This window comes from Borrelia persica No12, assembly GCF_000500045.1.
In the GTDB taxonomy this organism is placed as follows: domain Bacteria; phylum Spirochaetota; class Spirochaetia; order Borreliales; family Borreliaceae; genus Borrelia; species Borrelia persica.
Genome location: NZ_AYOT01000232.1, coordinates 1 through 22226, shown reverse-complemented (window position 1 = coordinate 22226; position 22226 = coordinate 1). Strand labels below are relative to the sequence as shown.

Genomic DNA, 22226 nt, shown 5'->3' with positions numbered 1-22226 from the left:
TATTAACGCTAAAAATATTCCTATATTAAGAGTAATAATTGTTCCAAACATCCAACCATGTAACTTTAATGTGCTTTTAAGTTCTGATACTGATTTGTCAATCTTATTATCTAGTTCATTAAATTTAGTATCAACCTTGTTATCTAGTTTCATTTTGTTAAGTTCCATGTCTTTTCTAAGATTATCAATCTTATTATCTAGACCTTTAATGTCTGATTTTAATTCACTTCCAACAATATCAATCTTGTTATCAAGCTCAGTGAATTTAGTATCAATCTTTATATTCAGATTATTCTCAACGTTATCAATCTTGTTATCAATCTCATTAAACTTACTATCTATTCTATGAATAAATTCTTCTTTGGTATCAAAAATCTTTTCTTCTAAATGTTTTAATTTAATATCAAAGTTTTCTTTAAGGTACTCAATATCTTTGTGAGTAAGTTCATTCTTATAATACCTAAGAGACAAATCTTCAGCTATTTCTCGATCAATTCCAGCTTTAACAAGAGCAGCTAATACCATTTGCTGAGTTATCATTCGACGTGCTAATTGTTCCATAAAATCTCCTTATTTATTATTATACAATAATTTACATATTAAATGAACTTAAATTTAGTAAAATGTGCTTTTCTCTCATGATAATTTAATGTTAAGAGTAAATATGAAGCAGATAGTGCCTCAAGTTAATCATCATTACTATTTTCAACCTCCGTATAAGCATAAATATCAGAAATAGCAGATTTGCTACTAAAATCTAAAATACTCTCAAACAAGATGATGTTATGGGTCCGATTAAAGTGGTAATGCGACTAAATTTATTACTTATTGGTTTTATCGGTGTTATTCTGAAATTACCATTCATGTTAATTCTAAGTTTAAGAAATTCTCTCGTTGTACTGCCCTTGTCTAGAAGTATTGTCTCTATCTTCAATATAAAGTGTATTCACATAAATTATTGATGATAATCTTTATCATATTTAAAATTCTTATGTCATTAAGTAAAGACTTTTTTTGCAAGAGAAAGGCATAAAGCTTAGATTCTATTCTCTCTAGTGTACAAACAGCAGTATTATCCCGATCTATACTGTATGCAATATCAGTATACATAATTAATTGATCTTTTATTACATACATTAGTTCTTAAAATTTCTATTTCTTTGGCTATTTCAGAATCACTTAATTGACCTTCACTGAAATACATGACATAATCTTCATATGATTTTTTTAATTTAATTATATCCCTTCTTGTTTTTGACTCAACAAAAATGCATTTTAGTGAACATTACATTTTGTAACAGAACATAAAATTTCACAAAAAAAATAAAAGCTCAAAAAAATATTTATATACAGATCAATATAATTATTTTATATTTAAATCAATAAGGAGAATATTAATGAACATGTATATAAAATACTTATTACTTTGTAATTTATTATTGCTTTTTTGTTGTCAATAGGATAGAAATGCTCGATCCAAGACATATGATTTTAAGCAATAATAAAATATCTTTTTTTAATTTTGTTTTTTTGGTTTATATAATCTGGTACCTTAACTACCATTTCTTATATTACACATACTTTGTGCTTGTTTTATATTATCTAAGTTGCCAGCAGCAGCTTTTATCATTTGTTTAAAAGTTTGTTTTTGATTTTCTGCATTTTCTCCGTTGCAATCTTTAAGTTGTTCCTTTATATGTTCAAGTACAGACTTTATTTCAGATTGGTCGGAGCTTAAAAACTTGTTAAAATCATTTTCGTTGTCCAAAGCGTTTTTTAAGAAATCTAAGTTTGCTTTTTCAGTATCATTTAATTCTTCTCTTAATATTTCCTCTAATTTTTTTTGAATTTCTTCTGTTTGTTCTCCTGAATCTTTTTGAAGTTTATCATCAGAATTGTTTTTTTGTCTATACTGATCACAACTATTCATTAGTAACAATAAGATCAAAATAATGTTGATTGTTTTCATTTTTATACCCTTATTTTTTTATTTATAATTTATTAGTCTTGCCAATTTGTTGTAAGTCCATCAAAATGTTTATTACTGTCATCAGTACATAAAAGTTCTTTCTTGAGACATTCAAACATTTTTTCGTTATTATCTTTTAAACTCATATCATTTAAAATACCTCTAAAAAATTTTTCTATTTCATTGTCATCATTTCCATATTTATTATCCTTGTTACAGTCGTGATTATTAACTTGACATTCAATAGCATCGCTTATATAGGTATCAAAGTCTTTATCATGTGCTTTTTTTTGTCTTTTCTTTTCTAAGAAATCATAAACTTTGGTAAATGCATTAGCCAATTCCTTTTGTTTTTGTTTGTGTTCATTTTTTGAGATCCAATTAAAAAAGTTTGTACATTTGCTTTTATCGTTTTGACATCCAGCAATTTGGTTCTGCAGTTTTTCAATTACTTTTTCAAGTGCAAAATTTAAAGACTTAAATTTCTTTTGTTCCTCAGCAGTTAAAGTAATATTTTCTTTTTTTACTTTAATGTCAGTTTCTTTTTGTTTATTGTCTAGAGATCTTTTAGATCTATTATGTGATTGATTATCATCAGGCACTATATTCACTTTATGTCCTTTACAACAATGTAATAATAATGAGCTGTAAAGTATCAATAGCTTTATAATTTTATTCATATAAACCTCCTTTGATATTTATGATTTAAACAATATATATCATTTATCTTCATGTTGTATGAATATTTTTTAATTGTTTACTTTTTTTATGAGTCTTAATGTTTTGTTATAAAGTTTATGTTAAGTAAAATTAATTGCTGTTAAATTGTTGTCAATTTAGAAATAGGAGGGATATGAGTAAAGTAAAAAGAGCGTATAAAGATTATTCCATGTATTTCAGTGAGGGTCGTTTAGGTAATTCAGAAATAAGAAAGAGATGGGATTTTCAAGAGTTAATGTGTATTAATGAGACAAAAATGGGAAAGTATCAAAGATGATCCAAATCTCATAAAGAATGGTATTAAAATTACCATTTATAAAATTATTCTTAAATATTATATTAGATCGAGTGTTGGAGGTAAATAATAAAGCTAATGAGTTGAAGTATCAATTTGGTATAGCCAAAAGTCAACTTGGATTTGAGTTTGTGAAGGTATTTAAATAAAAATTATTTAGAATTGTAACTTGAGGATTATTTGCAAGAAATCAATACATTGGAAAGAAAGATTAAAAATAGGCAATTTTTATCAAGACTTTACTTTAGAATGAAAATTTATACAAAAAAAATGCAAATAATTTTATTTTAGGTAATACACAAAAACATTAGGACTTGATGTCTTGGGATAATTTAAGGAAATTGCTTATATGCTTTGAATATTTTGAAATAAAATATTCAAATACATCATAATTTGAAGTTGATAAAAATTATTCTTATTGAACATAAACTTAATAATTTCATCTTTGCAAAATATATAATTATTTGCAGAAATATATATACAAATCAACATAATTAATTTATAATCACAAGCAAGGAAAAAGGAGAATATTATATGAGAAAATTTATAAATTATTTATTATTTTGTAATTTATTATTGTTTTGTTATTGCAAATTGGGTACAAATATTATGACTCCAAGTTCAGAACAATCAGGAAGTCCTATGAACTCTTTTAAAGGTGACTCCGTTATCAATTCAAGTGATAAGGAAATTGAAGAAAAGATACAACCTTCATTTGTTGCTTTGACTACCGAAGAGCAAAATAAATTTGATGTCCTTATACATGGATTTAATAAAATAATAGAAGCAAAGAATGATCTCTTATCAGTTGATCAGATGAAGAAATATAAAGACTTTATTGACTATCTGTCAAAAGATGTATCAAGACAAAGAGAGTTAGCTCATGCTTTTCAATATGTATATGACTATTTAGAAAAGAAAAGACCGTTACAAGCAGGTAATTTAACTGTTATTGAACTTATAAGTAATACTCTTATAAATTCAGGAGATAATATAAATAGTAGATATGACGGATCTATCGATCTAGAAATGTTTTTTAGAAATGTTTTATTACAAACAATTAATACTCCAGACCATAATACGAATGAAAAGATGTTTGAATATCTCAAAGCAGAGTTACGTAATCCACAAAATCATGTAGCTGGACTAGTGGGAGCAGAAGAAATATTACAAATATTAGAAGCAAGGTTTGGGAAAAACCAAGTGCAAGCTCTGGACTTTTTAAGAGAGACCTTAGTACCCAAAGGTTCTTACGAGTATAAAGATATAGTTAAAGGACAGAAGGTTGATGCTTTGCTTCAATTAAGCGACACAAAAATAAAAGCAACATTGACCCATATACACCAAGAATACTCGAAATGTAGTGATAATGCAGTGGGTGAAAATAGGTTTAAAGATAAACTAAGAGAATTTTTTGATAAAAATGAAGTTAATGATACAACAATGGAACAATTGCTGAATGAAGTACGGAGTGAATGTGGTTGAAATGAATAAATAATTTCTATCAAATGAATTAAGTTAAAAAGGGTATTTAAGAAAAATAAATTTAAAAATCAAGTAAAAAAGCAATGATAATAAATTTTGTAAAACCAATAATTATACTATCCAAACTTAATGTAGGGTTGAGAATAACGATTATAATAATGATACCAAATAAGGTAATGGTACTAATGCAATAGAACAGTTTTTTTAGAGGTATTCTCAATGATATATCTTCTAAGGCTAGTAATGAAGAGATGTTTCAATGTCTTAGAAATTTGATCTTATTGTTACTAATTAATAGTTGTGATCAGCATAAACAAAAAACAATTCTGATGGTAAGTCTTAAAAAGATCTAGTAGAGCAAACAGAAGAAAATAAAAAAATACCAGAAGAAATACTAGTAAAAAAGTCAAATTGATGAATAAAAACAAAAATTGAACTTTTAAAAGATACATTAAAGGATAATGATAGGCTTAATCATTTTTGAATCTAGATTAATCTAAGATTAAAGCTTTTCTTACGCATATACAAAAAGTTAATTTTAAAATGTAATGTAGATAATGCAGAGAATCAAAAAAATTGGCTTTAAAACCTTTAAAAAAGGATACTTTAAAATTAATAATAATAATTTAGATAAAATTAAAGAAAAAGTGAAAAGTGCTTGTAATTTAGCATAAGCGGGAGATTAAAGGTAATAGTATTAAAATTTTATCAAAGATGTTTAAAAATGTGATTTTAAAGAAAATAGAATAATGTTTTAGCTTTAATAAATACTATAAAATATTATAAATTAAGTCACTAATTTTTTTATTAGGAGATTTAATAGTGCGTTAAACGCACTATTAAAAGAGCAAAAATGAAGCAAAATTAAAAAAATTATCACAAAATTGAGATTTCAGCTTAGAGATTATATTCTCCATAAAGGAAGCTACAATTTATATCATTTATTTTTGATAAATTATTTACATAATACAAATGAATGTCTTGAAAAATTTTAATAATTTTTATACTATTCTCTTTAGGTTGTATTGAAGTATTTTGATACTCCGGAAATAGTAGACTTATGACCTAAGTAGGTTATATTGATGATTTTAATTTAATGTTATCAACATAACCTGCTTTTTATTTAGTGAGTTCTCTTTTTGCGTCCTTCAGAAATATTAATAGTAAAAAATACTAAATTATGCTAAATTTTTATTTTAAATTTTATTAACCAAAGTCAGGTGTTTGTGCGGTATAATTAAGTGTGGCAATGGTACTGAAGCTCGAATTTGCAAAGAAGGTATAAAGGTTTTTTATATAATAAGGAAATATTTAAATCAATTGAGCAATGACTTTAATTGATTGTGTCTAGTTTGAATACGATAAGAGTGATATGGATCTTTGAGTAAAATTAATTAAAAAGATAAGTTATTGTATTATGACATTAAAAGAAGTTTTTAATTGTTAATTATCATTGTAATATCGAATTACTGTTTTTATTTTTTTGCTTTAAAAGTATTTTTGTTAGTTTATTTAATAATTTAGGTGTTTTAAGAATGATCATATATGAGGCACATAGCTAAGAAATGAGAGTATTTATTTAGACATAGTAAAAGAATCTAAGATCAATATTTTCATATTGAACTGTATATTTGTGTATTAATTTTTTTAATTAAACCGATTTATATATATATATATATATAAACCTTATTTTTGGTTTATTAACTTATTAAAGTTAATAAACTAGAATATTTAAATATATAAATCTATTGTAAAGTGAGTCCATAAAACAATGAAAGTATTTATTAACATATCCTTTTAACTAAGGTAGTTGATAGATATTTGATTAATTCTTAATATGTTTGTTAATTATTATTATAACTTTCCTGAATTTTGTAATTAAGAACTTGCTTTGTTATTAGGCTTATCTAGTTTGTAGTTTGTTTTTTGATAATGTAAATTATGTATGATTTTTATGTGCAAAGAAATAAAAAATATTGATTTTTCACATGTTATAGAAGCCATTCCAAGTTTTTTAATATTGTTTTTAATTCCTCTAACTTATAGCATAGCTGTGGGGATAGGAATAGGGATCATTTTTTATGTGATTATAAGTATTCTGTATAGTTTAATTATTGGAGAATGGGTAAAGATTTCTCTCACTACGTTTTTGTTATTTTGTATTTTTGTTTTAAAATTAATATTTTCTCATTAGTTTAGCTAGGTTAATATTTTTATAGATTTATTTTAAGGAATATATAGATAGATTGTAATTTTTTTATATATTTCTTCTCTGATAGTTAAATGGGTAATGTTGTTTGTGGAGTTTACTTTAATTATATCACTACTGTTTTTGCTTTTGTTATAAATTAAGCTAGTATATGTTAATTTTGTTTTTTTATTTATTGAGACTTTCTTTTATTAGAATTGTATTTTAACCCATACATACTTTTATTATTAATTTTCCTTTTTTGTATATCTTATTCTATTATTTAAACTTATAATGTATCTGATATACAGATTAATTCCAAATGTAAACAAATCATTTAAAAAAAATTATATTAAATTTTTATGTTTGTATGTTTTTTAATAACTTTCGTTAAAAGCTATTAAAACAATAATCGTACAACACATTCGTAAGCGTATACCATATATTTATTTTTACATGAAGTAAATTTATTAATTTTCAAAAAAAGGAGTAATATGTGATAAAAATAATATATTATTATGTTTATGTATTGTAACTTTGATGTTTTATGCTCAAGGGCTTGCTAATCCACCACAAAGTGATAATGGTAGTTTAGATACAAGCAGTGATTTCGCAAACTTATTTGGCAAATTGAAAATGATCGATGTAGCCAATATTCATCATGAAGATTTTATCTTGTTAGAGAAAAATAGGAGATTTTACAGCAAATATACGATTCCGATAGATGAGTTTTTTTTGGGATTCCAATGGATCTAAAAACTGGTTTAATATTCAGGTATCCTATGGTAAAAGGTGTTGAGTAAGGAAGATTTGCCAGGTGATGGCAAATTCATATCTAAAGGTATTAGAAGGAAGATTAGATATTCAAGGTGAAGATGCTGTTAAAGAAAGTCTTATTTTTCCTATTTCTTTCGTTTTTGTGATAGTGGTGATTTGCTGAGTAATGTTGTTAAAGGTGATGGTATTGATATTGAGAATCTGGTAAAAGGAATTAAGAATATTGTAGACGTGGTACTTAAAGAATGAGCTGACGATGTTGAAGCTGGTGATAATAAAAGAACTTACGATAATTTTATCCAAAGAAATGATGCTGGTGCTAGTAAATTGTTTGATGGTCATACTGGGGCTGGTGGAAGATAATAAAAAGTAGCAAACTATGCTGTTAAAGTAGTTGGGTTAGTAACTTGTGCTGATATCCTAAAAGCCATGGTTAAAGATGCTTGTAATGCTGCTAAATTAGTTGAGCATACTGGAATTATTGTTGTTTTTAGTGTCAATGCTCCTCAAAATGCGGAAGTTGCAGGAGGGATGATAGCATTAAGAGCGATGGCGTTAAGAATGGTAAATTTGTTAATTGTAGTTCTAATGTTGAGGCTTCAATTAAAAGAGCGATAACAGGACAGTGATAAGGCATTAGATACATTAACAATAACAATAAGAAAAATAATTGATGCAGGGCTTAAGATGGTTAGAGAAGTAATGAAAATTAATTCTGAAGATATTCCTGTAACGACTTAAGCTGTTCCTGTTGTTAAATAAAACATTAAACTAAATAATAAGAAAGATAATTAAGAAAAACATTTTCTCTTTATGGAATAGAGTTGTTTTCCTTAATTGTGTTTTAGTATGTCTTATTAAACATTTATCGTTTTTATTTCATTTTTGATCTTGAAGTAAAGTTGTAAGGGAAAGAAGCAGAGGTCTGGAGAAATGAAAGACTTTTGAATGAGGTAGGAAAAATGAGGGAATAAGAGAGGTGAGAGAAATGAGAGTGATGATGATATGGATGTTGGGTGGTGATGGTGGGATGATATGGCCAACAAGGAGAAGGAGGAGAGAGAGGGTTAACTGGAGCAATGATGGAAGTTAGGAGGAATGCTGAAAAAGAGTTTTTTGTGCATTTTTGGAGTTAGTTTCGGATGTTTTGGGCTTTACTGCTAAATCAACTACGAAGAAAAGTGAAGTAGGAGCATATTTTAACATTCTAGGTGTAAAGCTTGCAGAAGGATCAGAAGAGTTAGAATTGGTAGCAAAGAAAGTAGGAATAGATGTTGATAAAAGCGATTCATCAAAAAGTCCAATTAGAGAAGCGGGGGTCGATTCAGCTAAGGAAGTTTTAACTATATTAAAGGGACATTTAGAGTCCTTAAGGCAAGTAGGCGATGCTAATTTGGTAGGTTATGCATCAAGCGTTGGTGCTAATGCAGGACAGCAGCAGATAAAACTGAATTAAAAAAACCTTAAGGCATTGCAATCAATAGTAAAAGAATCAGCTAAGATAGGTATTGCAAAGTTGACAGAAGGCACTACAACACTGAGTATAAATGAAGTAAATAATAAAGATGGAATGAGATATTGGCTACAAATTCAGGAGTAGCAGTAGATGTGTCTAAAGTAGCATTAATATTAGCATCGGTAAGTGAAGAGGAAATGTTAGAATCAATAGTTAAATCAAAGGATACTGATGTAGCAGTAGGATCATCAAATTCAAGTGTAAGTACAACTGCAATGAGTTTTGCAAAAGGAGGTCTTCAAGCAAATACCCTAGCAAATATCAGGAAATAGTATTACGATCATTGTTTAAGGCAGGTAAACTAGCGTCAGGAGCAGCGTGTAGTTTGTAAGGTTCAGGAAAAGAAGTACAAGGATGAGGAGTAACAGCAGCGAATAAGTTGTTAGTGGCAGTAGAAGAAATAATTAAGAAGACAGTGAAGAATGTGCTTGGAATAGCGAAACAAAAAATAGATAAAGCAAGAGGTCTGCAAGAATCAGTTTTAGAATCAAGTAAGAAATGATAGAATATATAGTTTTTATTATTTTTTAGAGAATTTGAGAGAAAAAAGGCAAGCTTAGATATGTTTCTATGTTCCCTTCTTTTTGATTAGGTTGAAAATCAGGGAAAAGTTATTAAGGAAAATATTTTTTCTTTATGAAGAGAATTGTTTTCTTTTTTTTGTGTTTTGTTATCTCTTATGAAACATTTTTATTTGTTTATTTAACGAGTAAATTTTGATTTATGTATCATTCATTTATTTGTATTTTGCTGTTGAAGTAAAATTGAGAAGGAAGGAAAAATTTAAAGAATAGATCTAAAGAAAAGAAAAAAGAAAGAGAAAAGATGGAAAGAGATGGGAGGAATAAAGGGGAAGATGAAGAAGATTATCAAGAGAAGTTTGCTTATTATGATGATTTTGGGAGTTATGGGATGTGGACAACAAGTAACAGAAGAGAAAGGGAAAAGTTTAAATGAGGTGTTGATTGACGTTGGAAGAAGTGCTGAGAATGTTTTTTATTCTTTTTTGGAGTTAGTTTCTGGGACTTTGGGTTTTACTGTTACTAAAGATACAAAGAAGAGTGAAGTAGGAGATTATTTTAACAGTCTAGGTAAGAAAATTGCATCTGCATCAGAAGAATTGGAGCAAGTAGCAGTAAAAGCAACAGCAGATGTTGATAAAGATGGTGGTATATTAAATAAGACCATTAGAAGTGCAGTTGATTCAGCTAAGAAGACATTAGGAGTATTAAAAGGACATTTAGATTCTTTAAAGGATATAGGTGATAGTGATAAGGTAGGTGTGGCAGTTTCTCAAAGCCAGGGAGTAGCATCGGCTGAGCCTGCATTAAAGAGAGCATATAATGCGTTTCAAGGAATAGTGGATACAGCTGGTAAAGAAGGTGTTGAAAAGCCAAAATCTGGAGAAACAGCAGTAAAAGTGAATAGTGCAGATAATAAAGATGGAGTTAAAATATTAGCTACAGATCAAGGTCCAGGAACTGCAGTGGGAGAGAAAGCAGCAGCAATACTGTCAATTGTCAATGGAGAGGAAATGTTAGCATCAGTAGTTGCATCAGGAGAAAATGATCAAGCATTAGGCGGAAGTGATGCAGATGGTTCAACAAGTACATTAAAGTTTGCATTAGGAGGCAATAAAGATAATTTAGCAAAAGATTCAGCTAAAGCAGCAGCGGTAGCAGGAGGAATAGCCCTACGTTCATTAGTGAAAGGTGGTAAATTGGCTGGACATAGTAATGATGATGACAAAGTAGCACAATTAGTAGGAATAAGTGCAGTAAATAAATTATTAGGAGCAGTAGAGGAAATAGTAAAGAAGACAGTAAATAATGTTCTTGAGAAGGCAAAAGGAGAAATAGATAAAGCAAGGGCAGGAAAGCCAGCAGTTTTAGAGTCAAATCAGTAATAATTATAGATAGTTATTTTTTTAAATAAAATCATTTAAAGAAGACGCTTCTTTTGTTATCTATGAGGGTACAAAGAAGATGTTTTCTTGTTACATGAGGTTATTATTATAGATAGAATGTTTGTATTATAGAAGTAGTTTTTTGCGAATACTATTTTATAAGTACAGATTTTATTTGTTATAAATTTATATATTCTTAAAAAAAATTTGTTTATATTTTCATTTAAGTTTTAATTTTATGTCAGTTACAGATAATCTTAGGGGTTTTGTAAGCTTGCCTGTATTTTAACAATTTATTACTTCACATTTATAAATGATTGATAAAATATTTAATATACTGAAATCTTTAGTAAACAATACGTTCATTTGAGTTATATATCATAAAGAAAAAATATTCAATAAATATTAATCCTAGAATATTGAAATAAATTACACCAATTGATATTAATCTATAGATTTGATATCTTATGTTGTTTTTGTTTAATAAATTTTTAATTACTATTAAAAAGATTATAGAATTTGGAGTCATTTTAATATTGACTTATCCAAATTAGGGTGTGTTTACTTTAAGTGTAAGAATTTTATTAACACTAATATTAAGGTAATAATAGTTCCAAACATCCAATTATGTAATCTTGATATACTTTTAAGTTCTATTACGTTAAGGATAAGAAAAATATTTTATTGTTAAATCAAGTGATTTTAATATATTTCTTTTATTTTTTTTATTAAGCATTAATTTATCGTGTGAGTATTTTATTCATTTGTTTTTATTCATTCATTTATTGGTGTTTTGCTGTTGTACTAGACTTGGCAAAGAAAGAAGGAAGAGAAGGGAAGATCTTTGGAAAAGATGGAAGAGAGGATCTAGTGGAAAAATCGAAGGGAAGAAAAAAGAAAGAGAAAGGGGTAAAAGAGATGAGAAAAATAAAAGAGAAAGAGGAGAGAGGAGTAAAAGTGAAGAAGATAGAAATGATAAAGAGAAGTTTAGTAATGATGATGATAGTAGTGATGATGTGTTGTAATAATGGGATTAGTCCAAAAGGAGAGTTTTTGAGTTCAATAGCGAATTTAGGGAAAGGATTTTTGGACGTTTGTGTGGCAATTTGGGGATATGGTAAGTGGGACATAAACGGGGGGGGATACAAAGAAATCGGAGATAGGGGCTTATTTTACTAAGATTGTAGGGATAATGAAAACGGTGAAAGAGAAATTGCAAGCAGAAGTTTCTAAGAATGGGAATTATGAGAAAGTTAAAACTGTTGTTGGGCAGTTTATTCGTTGATACATTGGATAAGATAGCAGAAGGAGCCAAGGAAGCAGTAAAAGGAGCTACAGGAGAAGATAAAATTGTTGCTGCTCCTAAAGAGGGACAAGATTTTATACCTGGAGAAGCCGTAAGTGTTAACTCACTTGTTAAAGGAATTAAGAAATAGTTGGGGTAGTGTTAAAAAAAAGATGAGGAAAATCCAGAAGCTACTAAGACCAGAGATGATCAACAAAAAGCAATTGGTAAATTGCTTGGTAGTAATGTTAATAGTACTAATGCAGAGGCAGCGCGGCTAGTGCTTCAATTGATATTGCGTCAGTAAGTAGTGTTGATATACTTCAAGCTGTAGCAAAAGTCTGAAGAAGCTAAGGGTGAGAGCCTACTATTGGAGCAATCAAAGAATGTAGCAGAAATTGCTGTAGCTAAAAAGGAAGGCAATTCTGTTCATGCAGTAAATGGAGCAGCAGTAAGTGCTGTAAATAAGGTATTAGGAGTATTGGATATAATAATTAGAGAAACAGTCAATCTTGAACTTGAAAAAGTGAAAAAGGCTGTTCATGGAATAAAGTATTCTGAGGCTTCTGGAACTGATGTTCCAAAAGCTGGCACTATTCACCCTAGTGTTACTAAATAAATTATAAACTGAATAATAAAGTCAATTAAAGGAAATATTTTCTTTAGGGAGAGAATTGTTTTCCTTTCTTGCATTTTGGTATTTTTTATTCAGAATTTATCATTTGTTGGTTTGACAATAGAATTGCGATTTATATATATTCATTTTTATTTCATTTTTGCTGTTGAAGTATAACCTTAATAAGAATTGGATGTGGGGAAATATTTTAAGAAAGTGCAGGAAACTGTGCAAGGGACAAAGGATAAGCTTGAGAAAATTGTTGCTGATATGAAGAAAGAAGGGAATCCGAATGCGGTGGGAGTAGAGAGTGAAGTAAATCAATTTGTTAGTGAGACGCTTGATAAGATAATAGAGGGAGCTAAGACTGCTAGTGAGGCTATTGGTGCTGATAATAATCCAATTGGAAATATTGCTGTTGCTGCTGCAGGTGGTGGAGCAGGTGCTGCTGGAGATGTTAAAAATCTGATAAAAGGGGGAATTAAAGGTATAGTTGATATAGTGCTTAAGAATGAGGGTAATGCAGAAGCTGGCGATGATAAAAATGCTGAAGATGGTAATACTTCAAGAACTGCTAATAATGCTGCTGATAATGAAGCGGGAAAGTTATTTGCTTCAAATAATGCTGGTGATTCTGCTGACAAGGCAAAAAAATCAGCAGCGGATGCGGCAAAGGCAGTTGGAGCGGTAACTGGTGCTGATATTTTGCAGGCTATAATTAAAGATAGTGGTAACGCTGCTAAATTAGCTGCTAATAATATTGCTCAAGTTGCTGGTGCTTCTAAAGATGCAACGATAGCAGGAGGTATGGCTTTAAGAGCTATGGCAAAAGATGGTAAGTTTGCTAATGCTAGTGCTAATGATGCTCAAGGGGGGATTGTTGCTGCTGTAGTTAAAGGAGCAGCAGTAAGTCATTAGATACATTAACTATAGCGATAAGGAAGACAATCGATTTGGGACTTGAAAAGGTGAAAGAATTAATTAAAATTAATGCTAATGACATTCCTGTAATTTCTGATAAAAAGATACCTGAAACCAATAATTAATTGGGATTAATAGTAATAAAAAAATGACCAAATAAAAAGTAATTTCAAGGAAGCACTTCTTTTGTTTTCTATGAGCTAACAGAGAAGATGTTTTCTTGTTAAAATGAGGTTATTTGATTGTAGTATTACGAATACTATTTATAAGTATAGATTTTTTTTGTTATAAATTTACAATTTTTATAAGCATGTTGCTTGTTATAGGTTTCAGTATATTAACGTTTTATAAATCTTTATGAAGTGATAAATTATTAAAATAGCAGGCGTGCTTACAAAACCTTTAAATTACCTGTAATTGACATAAATTAAAGTATTTTTTTTAAAATAATATGTATATCATAGATAAGAAATATTCAGCAAATATTAATCCTAAAATGTCAAAATAAATTATATTAATTGGTATTAATCTATAAATTTTTATCTTATGTATTTTACTTGTTTAATAAGTTTATTGGATGTAATGATTGATAAGGCAGTAAATCTTGAGCTTGGTAAAATTAAAGAAGCTGTTAAAGAGATAAAATACTCTGATACTCCTGAAACAAATGTTCTAGAAACTGGTACTATTCAACCTACTGCTACTAAGTGGATAGTTAGACTAGAAAATAACGTTAATTAAGAAAAATATTTTTTCTTAATAATGGAAAAATTGTTTTCCTTTTTGGTATTTTAATATGTCTTATCAAACATTTATCATTTGTTTGTTTAACAAGTTAAATTCATTTATGTATCAAGTTTTTATTTTATTTAGCTAACTTTATAAGATAATAATAAAAAATGATCAAATAAAGAGTAATTTAAAGGAAACACTTCTTTTGTTCTCTAGAAGGTAACAGAGAATAGTTTTTTTTAAAAATTTAAGTGATTTAATATATTTTTTAATTTTTTGTTGAGTATTCATTCATCGTGTGTGCATTTGATATGTGCATTTCATTCGTTTTTCATTTATTAGTTTTTATAGTGTTTTTCTTTTTTATTTATGAGATTTGATTTTGAGGAGAGATGGGATCTTTAGATTATTTTAGTTGATTAATTTAAAGATAGGTGGGAGTTTTTTAATAGTTTAAGGAGGGAAAAAGGGTTATGAGAGGGATTAGAGATATTAGAGGATAAAATCTAAAGAGAAAATTAGAGAGGGTATAGGGAAGATGAGAGGAGTGATCAAGAGAAGTTTGATTATTATGATGATTTTGGGAATTATGGGATGTAATAGTGGAGTATTAGAAGCAGAGAAGTCGAAGAATAAATTTTTACAGTCTTTGGTTGGCTTGGGAAATGATTTTATTGGTGTTTTTACTTCTTTTGGCGATATTGTTGGGAGTGTATTAGGGTTTAATTTGGAGAGTAAGAAATCGGATGTTGGGAAATATTTTAATGAATAAGCTTAATAAAATTGTTGCTGACATGAAGAGAGAATGGAATCCGAATGCGGTGGGAGTATAGAGTGCAGTGAATAAATTGGTTAGTGACACTCTTGATAAGATAATCGAGGGAGCTAAGACTGTTAGTGAGGCTATTGGTGATGCTAGTGATCCAATTGGAAATGTTTCTGCTTTTGTTTCTGGTGGTACTGTTGGGATTGGAGTTGAGAAATTAGTAAAAGGAATTAAAAATATAGTAGAAGTGGTACTTCAAGATGAAGGTAAACATGATGCAGGAGATTCCGACAAAGCTGAAGATGGTAATGCAAGAGGTGCAAACAATGCTGATGGTGCAGGAAAACTATTTGGTAATGCTAGTGTTGCCGCGGATGATAAAAAAGCAGTAGCTGATGCTGCTAAAGCAATTGGAGCGGTAACTGGGGCTGATATATTACAAGCTATTGTTAAAAATAGTGATTCTGTGAAATTAGCTAGTGTGCATTAATTGTTTTTCTTATTGCTATCGTCAATGTATCTAATGCTTTAGTTATTGCACTTGCTGCTGCTCCTTTAACTGCAGTAGCAGCAATCCCTTGAGCATCATTAGCACTAGCATTAGCAAACTTACCATCTTGAGCCATCGCTCTTAAGGCTATACCTTCTGCTATAGTTGCATCCTTTGTATTAGTAGCACCAGCAGCACCAGCGGCAGCATGCAGGACTTAAAACAGTAAAAAAGGCAATTAAAATAAATGCAAATGATGCTCCTGTGAATTTTGATAATGAGATTTCGGCATCTAAGAATTAATAATTATGATTAATAATAGATATATAATTAGATAATAAATACAATTAAGAGAAACACTTTTTTTTTACTGAGGAAAAGTTGTTTTTCTTTTTAGTGTTTTGCAGTAAGTGGTGCGGTAAACAAGACATTAAGTATTTTTATAATTGGAATGATAAATAGTTGTAGATAATGATCAGTAATATAAAAAAAGTTATTTAAATGAAATACTTCTCTTTGTTTTTATGAAGAAGGATAAGGGAGATGTTTTTTTTGTTAAATTAGGTGATTTGATATATTTCTTTTATTTTGTTATTAAGCGTTCATTTATGGTTTGTGCATTTCATTTGTTTTTTGTTTTATTTATTTTTATATCGTTTTTTCTGTTGGAGTAATGTTGATAGAAAGAGACTCTTCTTCTCAAAGAGAAAAAATAAAAGCTTTATTCTAAAGATAGAGAATAAGTTTTTTAGTATGGAGATTTTATGTAGAGAGATGGGATCTTTGGATTATTAATGGATTTTTAAAGATAGGAGGAATTTTGAATTTTTAAAGAGCAGTTAAGGAGGGAAAAGAAGATGAGAGGAATTAGAGAAATAAACGTTAATTATGATAAGAGAGGGGATATTGGGAAGATGAGTAAGATTATGAAGATAAGTTTGGTTATTATGATGATTATTGGAATTATGGGATGTGGACAACAAGTAGAACAACCAGGGAAACAGAATGGCACAGGGAGTGGATTAAGTGGGGTAATGATGGAAGTTGGGAGGAGTACTGAGAATGCTTTTTATGCTTTTTTGGAGTTAGTTTCAGATGTTTTGGGCTTTTACTCTATCACTAAAGATACAACTCGGGATAAAGTAGGAAAATATTTTAAGGAAAATATTTTAGCAATCTAGGTAAGAAACTTGGAGATGCATCAGATGAATTATAAGAAGTAGCAAAAAAGTCAACAAAAGGTGATGATAAAAGCAATGCATCAAATAATCCAGTTAGAATTGCAGTTGATACAGCCAAGGAAGTTTTAGGTGCATTGAAAGGACATTTAGATTCTTTAAAGGATATAGGTGATGTTAATAAGGTAGTTGAGGTAGCAAGCAATCAACAAGGAGTATCAGTAGATGAAAATGCATTAAAAATAACATATAAAGCATTGAAAGGGATAGTAGAGATAGCTAAGGCACAACAGAGCTTGAAGGACCAAAAAAAATGATATATCACTAGCTGATGCATCAATAGGAGTAACTTCTTCAAAGGATGGAGCTAAGGTTTTGACAATAGGTGCTGTAGGAGCAGCAGTGGGAGACAAGGCAGCAACAATAGTACCGGCGGTGAGTGGTGAAGAAATACTAGAATCAATAGTTAATTCCACAGAAGGAGGTGCAACTGGAGCAATAGGAGCTACTTCAGAGTATCTAGCACAAGATATAGCTAAAGCAGCAGCAGTATCAGGAGGAATAGCCTTGTGATCATTGGTTAAAGGAGATAAATTAGCTGTTAATAATAATAACGATGAAAAAGCAGTACAATTAGCAGGGATAATTGCAGTAAATAAACTGTTAGGAGCAGTAAAAGATATAATAAAAAGACAGTAAAGAATGTGCTTGGAACAGTGAAACAGGAAATAGATAAAGCAAGAGGTCTGAAAGAACCAGTTTCAGAAACAAGTAGTAAGTAAGCAGATTCAATATCTAGTAGACAACAATAAATAATTTTCGATGCAAATTAGTAAATGAAAGTTATTTAAAGGAGACACTTTTCTTGTTTTGTGTTAGGCATACAGGTAAGATATTTGCTTATTATCTTGTTAAATTAAGTGATTTTAATATATTTTTATATTAATGTATCTAAGATTAACCCCAAAAATGAATAAAAAAACATTCTCTGCATTTCTTTCTACTTCCATTAAAACTTCATTCGAACTCTTCCCTTTTTCTTCTGCTATTTGTTGTCCACATCCCATCATTACCACAACATCATCAAAACCATACTTTCTTTCATCACTCTTCCCATCATTCTCCCTTTTTCCATTATTATTCCCTTTCCTATTTTTCTCTCTCTCATTTCTTTTTTTTCTTTCATTTTTTTCTTGCCTCCTTTTTTCTCTTTACAAGCTTAGACCAAGAGCAAAACACAAATAAATGAATAAAAAATGAATGAAATGCACACATGAGAAATAAATGATTAGGATTTACTGTGAAATCAACTATAACTAAGGGAAGTACTTTAACAGTCTAAGTGAGAAGATTTTGACATCATCAGCAAAATTAGAACAAGTAGTAGTAAAAGCAACGGAAGATGTTGATAAAGATGGTGTATTAAGTAAGACAATTAGAACAGCAGTTGATGTTAGGCAATGTTAGTAATATTATTATTAATAATTTAATATATAACTCTACCTTAAAATAAGAGATTTTATAGATTGTAAATTTATAAATATCTATTTGATATTTCAAAGTCTACTTTTTATTTCAAAGTTTACTTTTGCTTTTTGATTTAGATTTTATTCATTAAACTCTTTTAAATTTGAAATTATATCATCTACTTCCTTTTGTTTTTTAATTGTGTAGTGAAGTATTTTTATAACTTTCTCAATATATTCAACTTCATCAAGTTCAAGCTTTCTTCCTTTTCTATATTTTAAGTAACTTTTAAGAACTTGGTAACTTCCAATCATGTATTCATATTCTTCTAAAGAAACATTAATAAACCTAGAAGTTTTATTATAGTAAAGTTCATTTTTATCTTTTTTATAAAAAACTTTTTCTATAATTTTATTTTGATTTTTATCTTCATCTACAATATGTTTTCCAATATTACTATCTAAGTTTGGAATAACTTTTAGTAAATGAACCTTAATAAGGTCAGAGCCAAGATTGCTAAGTGTTTCAAATACTTTTATATCGTCTACAAAAATAATTTTAGGATAGTCTATTTTTAAATGCTCATAAAATTTAGTTCTGTAAATATTTGAATAAAGTACTGCATAAATATATCCAAGTATTTTTTCTGCTTTAAATTCTTTACTATACTTATTATTAATAAAGTTTCTAAACTGATATTCAAAGTTTTCTTTTTTTATATCTTCAAACATTCCCCGATCTTCTTTTATATAAAGTGGAAAAACATAGGATTTACTACAAATACAATCCCTATTGACAAGAATAGAACTAATAAAAGCATGGCAAAAGCTATCTGTAGACAAAAGTCTTGTTATAACAAGTCCTATATTATCTTTAATTTCTAAAATATGTTTCATTGTTTGGTATTTTGGTCTTCCTATAATTCCTTTACTTTTAGAGTAGTAAACATATCTATTATCAAATGGTTTATAAGATATTTTTTTTACATAATCTGAACTAATATTTGTAGATTTTAAAAATTCTTGAACTTTTTCTAAATTCCATTCTGTAGAATCTTTTTCTGTTCCATATTTACTACGAGCGTCTTGTTTTGATAACTTAACTAAGTTTTTAAGTTTATCTAAAAGTTTTTCTTCTGTGTAATCAATCGCTATTCTATCTTTTTGAGTTTCTACTCCAGTACTTTTTATAGTAAAAATATCTACTAAAGATTTTCCTTTACTGTAAATATTTTCTGTTTTAAAATTTTTTTTAATAAAAAAATAATAGGGAGGTTTGTATTCTAACTTTTCTATATCACTACTAAATATAGTGTTTTTGTCTAAAAACTCATATTTTTCTTCTCTTTTGCCTTTTATGCTATTGTAGTAAACATTTGCTAGAGCATTTTTTTTTGACACATCTTTATATTTGATAAATATAGAAATAGCAACTCCAGTTTGAATATCAAATACATTTTCGTCTGTCTCTCCTGTATTAGTTTTTTCTTTTTTACGTGAACTTCCATGTAAATTAATAATATAAATCTCATCAAATGTTTTTAAGAGATGATACCTCATACCTCTAAAAGTTACGTTATCAAGGTATCCATTGTTAGTTATAATTCCTATGACTCCTTCTTCATTATTTTCAAATCTATCTTCCGAAAATCTAATAAATTTAACGTAATCATCATTTAATGAAGCCATCGATTTTTCTTTTATAGACTTACCATTTATTTGTTTGTATTCTTCCATTAACTTTGATATATAATCACTTTTATTTTTTGATACTACGCTATAAGGTGGGTTTCCAAGTATTACAAGTATTGATTTTTCTTTAACTTCATTTGCAAGTTTATTTTCTTTAGAGATTGGTGAAAAAAGAGTTTCAAAAAAGGGGTTTAAATATTTTTGATCTGTTATTATCTTTTTATCAAGAGTATTAGTTAAAAATATTTGCAGTTTTGTATTTTTACTATTAAAATCAATATTGCAAATTTCCTTTAAATATTCTGATAATTTTAGATGGCTAATTACATAAGGTGCCATTAAGTATTCAAAACCGTATAAGTTTTTAAGTATATGTAGTTTTATATAATCTTCTTGCTTTCCAGATCCTTTTGGAATTTCCTTTAATATTGTTTTTATAACTTCAAGTAAAAATGTACCAGTACCTACTGCGAAATCCAGTACTGTAACTTTGTCTCTAACAGCAAAGCCTTTGTTTAAACCAAATTTTCTCTTTAGTACTTCATTTAAACTACGCGTAATAAAACTTACAACCGAATGTGGAGTATAATATACTCCTTTTGATTTTCTTAAAGATGGGTCATATTTGGCTAAAAAGTCTTCATAAAAATATAGGTATGGGTCTTTTGAACTTGTATTGGTGCTTGTAAATGAAAACCGATTAAAAATAAATTCAGTATCAATATTATTTACTATGCTTATAATCTCATCTAAAATCCATTTTAAATTAAAATATTTTTTGTTTTTTCCAATATCTTTAATTAAATCTAGTATATTTTGTATTAATGAAAAATTATCAGGTATAAATTCTCTTACATTATTAAAATTAATCTTGATATTTTCTTTATTATTAAGACGAGCAATAAAAAGTCCATAAGTAATAACTTGTGCAATTGAATCTGCAAATTCTGAAATAAGAAGATTATAACCATAAATAGTTTCAATCAATACATCATAAGCTACAGTTAAAGCATTTGATTCTTTAAATTCCAGTTTTTCTTTATTATTTTTATCTTGCTTATCATCTTTTAAAATGGATTTTAAATTTAATTCTATCATTTCCTTTAGTGTTCTAGTTCTATATGCAAGTAAACTAGTAAGTTCTTCAGTATTTTTAATTTTTTCAGGAGTAGTAAAGAAGAATTCATTTATAATTTTCGTAACACTATTTACTTTTTCATTCTCAAGTTCGGGATTTAATTTCTTTAAATCTTCCCTAGATATTAATATTTCTTTTAAAGTAATTTCCTTATTTCGTATCCATATAAATTCAATATAGTTTGTAAGTATTATATTGTTTGACAATTCTTTATATTTTTGAATTTGTGTACTTTTAAGAATATCATCTAAATTTTGATCTATTTTCTTAACTTCAATATATCCTACTATACTTTCGTTAGTTTTAATTAAGTAGTCAGGTGATCCAAAACCTTCTTTATTTCTTTTAGGTTCATGCTGAATGATAATATTTGAATTTGGTTTAAGTGTATTAAGTAGATTTTCTAACTTAGTTCTGTCAGTATGTTCTGTTTTTTCATCTTTTGAAGTTTCTTTTAAATCAAATAAATATTTCTTAAATGCTATTATATTTTTGCTATTACACACTTAAATATATCCGATATACCAAGTATACTACATATTTTAATTTTTAAGTTTTAATTTTTAAACTTTTTCAATGATATTTCTATTTTCTTTATATTCCATTCCATTTTATTTTCTTTAAATGTTTCCATTATTTTTTAGTCAAGTAGTATACCATGTATTTCTCATCGAATTTTTCAAGTCTTGACTCAATATTTTTAATTATTGTGTTTCAATTTTTGCATTAGATATATCTAAAATCGACTTTGGAGTAAACTTCAGCTAATTTTTCAAAAAGGGGGGGGGTCCCCTCGCCTGTGTCCTCACTACTACCTCTTCCAGGGCCTCTTTAAATATCAATTATTGGATTTTTAGTATCATTGGAGTATTAATCATAACTAATATGAGCGCCAACGCAAATTTCAGTATATTTGTTATAATTATAAGCCAGTTAGCTATTATTCAAAGTCAAAGGATATTCATTCAATTGACAAAGACATCGAGCGCGTTGAAAACACTTTTCAGGCTATTTATTACATCCATAATTGCAATTGTCATCAAAGCATTTGATAATTTTTTTTATAACAACTTCTCTATCAACAAC

12 protein-coding genes and 7 pseudogenes are annotated in these 22226 nt (G+C 28.2%); 12 read left to right on the top strand and 7 right to left on the bottom strand.

Translation table 11 applies throughout. The annotated features are described in order from the left end of the window. From bdr to U881_RS0110030, 4 genes are all read right to left on the bottom strand, one after another. The coding region (gene bdr / locus U881_RS13440) for a Bdr family repetitive protein (RefSeq protein WP_024654274.1) at positions 1 to 561 on the bottom strand (561 nt) is incomplete at its 3' end. A gap of 538 nt (positions 562 to 1099) precedes the next feature. Continuing rightward, the gene (locus U881_RS12080; protein ID WP_268744166.1) at positions 1100 to 1237 is read right to left on the bottom strand and encodes a DUF603 domain-containing protein; all 138 of its coding nucleotides are present in this window, start codon (positions 1235 to 1237) and stop codon (positions 1100 to 1102) included. Between the two features lie 315 nt (positions 1238 to 1552). Beyond that, the gene (locus tag U881_RS0110035) at positions 1553 to 1969 is read right to left on the bottom strand and encodes an Mlp family lipoprotein (protein ID WP_024654272.1); all 417 of its coding nucleotides are present in this window, start codon (positions 1967 to 1969) and stop codon (positions 1553 to 1555) included. Between the two features lie 32 nt (positions 1970 to 2001). After that, positions 2002 to 2649: an Mlp family lipoprotein gene (locus U881_RS0110030; protein ID WP_024654271.1), complete on the bottom strand. Its 648-nt coding sequence runs from the start codon at positions 2647 to 2649 to the stop codon at positions 2002 to 2004. Between the two features lie 869 nt (positions 2650 to 3518). On the opposite strand from U881_RS0110030, the gene U881_RS0110015 reads away from it, so the two are divergent. From U881_RS0110015 to U881_RS12395, 11 genes and pseudogenes are all read left to right on the top strand, one after another. Next, on the top strand, positions 3519 to 4469 hold the full coding sequence (locus tag U881_RS0110015; RefSeq protein ID WP_024654270.1) for an Mlp family lipoprotein: 951 nt from the start codon (positions 3519 to 3521) through the stop codon (positions 4467 to 4469). Between the two features lie 3005 nt (positions 4470 to 7474). Next, positions 7475 to 7597 (top strand): hypothetical protein, encoded by a 123-nt coding sequence (locus tag U881_RS13585; RefSeq protein ID WP_268744165.1) that lies wholly within the window; start codon positions 7475 to 7477, stop codon positions 7595 to 7597. Then, positions 7591 to 7683 (top strand): variable large family protein, encoded by a 93-nt coding sequence (locus U881_RS13610; RefSeq protein WP_160164822.1) that lies wholly within the window; start codon positions 7591 to 7593, stop codon positions 7681 to 7683. Before U881_RS13585 ends, U881_RS13610 begins: the two co-directional genes overlap by 7 nt. Before the next feature lie 129 nt (positions 7684 to 7812). After that, a pseudogene (locus U881_RS13605) lies at positions 7813 to 8175 on the top strand (variable large family protein); the annotation flags it as partial. Between the two features lie 247 nt (positions 8176 to 8422). Continuing rightward, positions 8423 to 9452 (top strand): annotated as a pseudogene (locus tag U881_RS12970) (variable large family protein). Positions 9453 to 9785: 333 nt separating this feature from the next. Continuing rightward, entirely contained in the window at positions 9786 to 10856 is a 1071-nt protein-coding gene (locus tag U881_RS0109960; RefSeq protein WP_051374075.1) for a variable large family protein, read from the top strand. A gap of 764 nt (positions 10857 to 11620) precedes the next feature. Then, positions 11621 to 11881 carry a hypothetical protein gene (locus U881_RS13430; protein ID WP_235048180.1) on the top strand — a complete coding sequence of 87 codons (261 nt, stop codon included), beginning with the start codon at positions 11621 to 11623 and terminating at the stop codon, positions 11879 to 11881. After that, positions 11829 to 12760, top strand: a pseudogene (locus tag U881_RS12070) (variable large family protein). Before U881_RS13430 ends, U881_RS12070 begins: the two are co-directional and overlap by 53 nt. A 189-nt stretch (positions 12761 to 12949) precedes the next feature. Beyond that, positions 12950 to 13803, top strand: a pseudogene (locus U881_RS11260) (variable large family protein); the annotation flags it as partial. Between the two features lie 448 nt (positions 13804 to 14251). Then, a complete protein-coding gene (locus U881_RS12400; protein ID WP_200861724.1) occupies positions 14252 to 14419 on the top strand; it encodes a hypothetical protein in 168 nt (55 codons plus the stop codon). A 529-nt stretch (positions 14420 to 14948) separates the two neighbouring features. After that, positions 14949 to 15654, top strand: a pseudogene (locus U881_RS12395) (variable large family protein); the annotation flags it as partial. Positions 15655 to 15661: 7 nt separating this feature from the next. On the opposite strand, the pseudogene U881_RS12065 reads toward U881_RS12395, so the two are convergent. Then, positions 15662 to 15871 (bottom strand): annotated as a pseudogene (locus U881_RS12065) (variable large family protein); the annotation flags it as partial. A 721-nt stretch (positions 15872 to 16592) separates the two neighbouring features. Here U881_RS12065 and U881_RS11250 point away from each other — a divergent pair. Beyond that, a pseudogene (locus tag U881_RS11250) lies at positions 16593 to 17626 on the top strand (variable large family protein). Positions 17627 to 17770: 144 nt separating this feature from the next. Here the strand turns inward: U881_RS11250 and U881_RS12960 are convergent. Both U881_RS12960 and U881_RS0109880 read right to left on the bottom strand, forming a co-directional pair. Continuing rightward, entirely contained in the window at positions 17771 to 17920 is a 150-nt protein-coding gene (locus U881_RS12960) for a hypothetical protein (RefSeq protein ID WP_160164821.1), read from the bottom strand. A gap of 531 nt (positions 17921 to 18451) precedes the next feature. Continuing rightward, on the bottom strand, positions 18452 to 21646 hold the full coding sequence (locus U881_RS0109880; RefSeq protein WP_024654257.1) for a type ISP restriction/modification enzyme: 3195 nt from the start codon (positions 21644 to 21646) through the stop codon (positions 18452 to 18454). Positions 21647 to 22226 lie beyond the last annotated feature (580 nt).

Excerpts from the sequence above, each read along its gene's own strand:
- U881_RS0110035 (WP_024654272.1), bottom strand. The coding sequence starts at position 1,969 with ATGAAAACAATCAACATTATTTTGATCTTATTGTTACTAATGAATAGT.
- U881_RS0110030 (WP_024654271.1), bottom strand. The coding sequence starts at position 2,649 with ATGAATAAAATTATAAAGCTATTGATACTTTACAGCTCATTATTATTA.
- U881_RS0110015 (WP_024654270.1), top strand. The coding sequence starts at position 3,519 with ATGAGAAAATTTATAAATTATTTATTATTTTGTAATTTATTATTGTTT.
- U881_RS0109960 (WP_051374075.1), top strand. The coding sequence starts at position 9,786 with ATGGGAGGAATAAAGGGGAAGATGAAGAAGATTATCAAGAGAAGTTTG.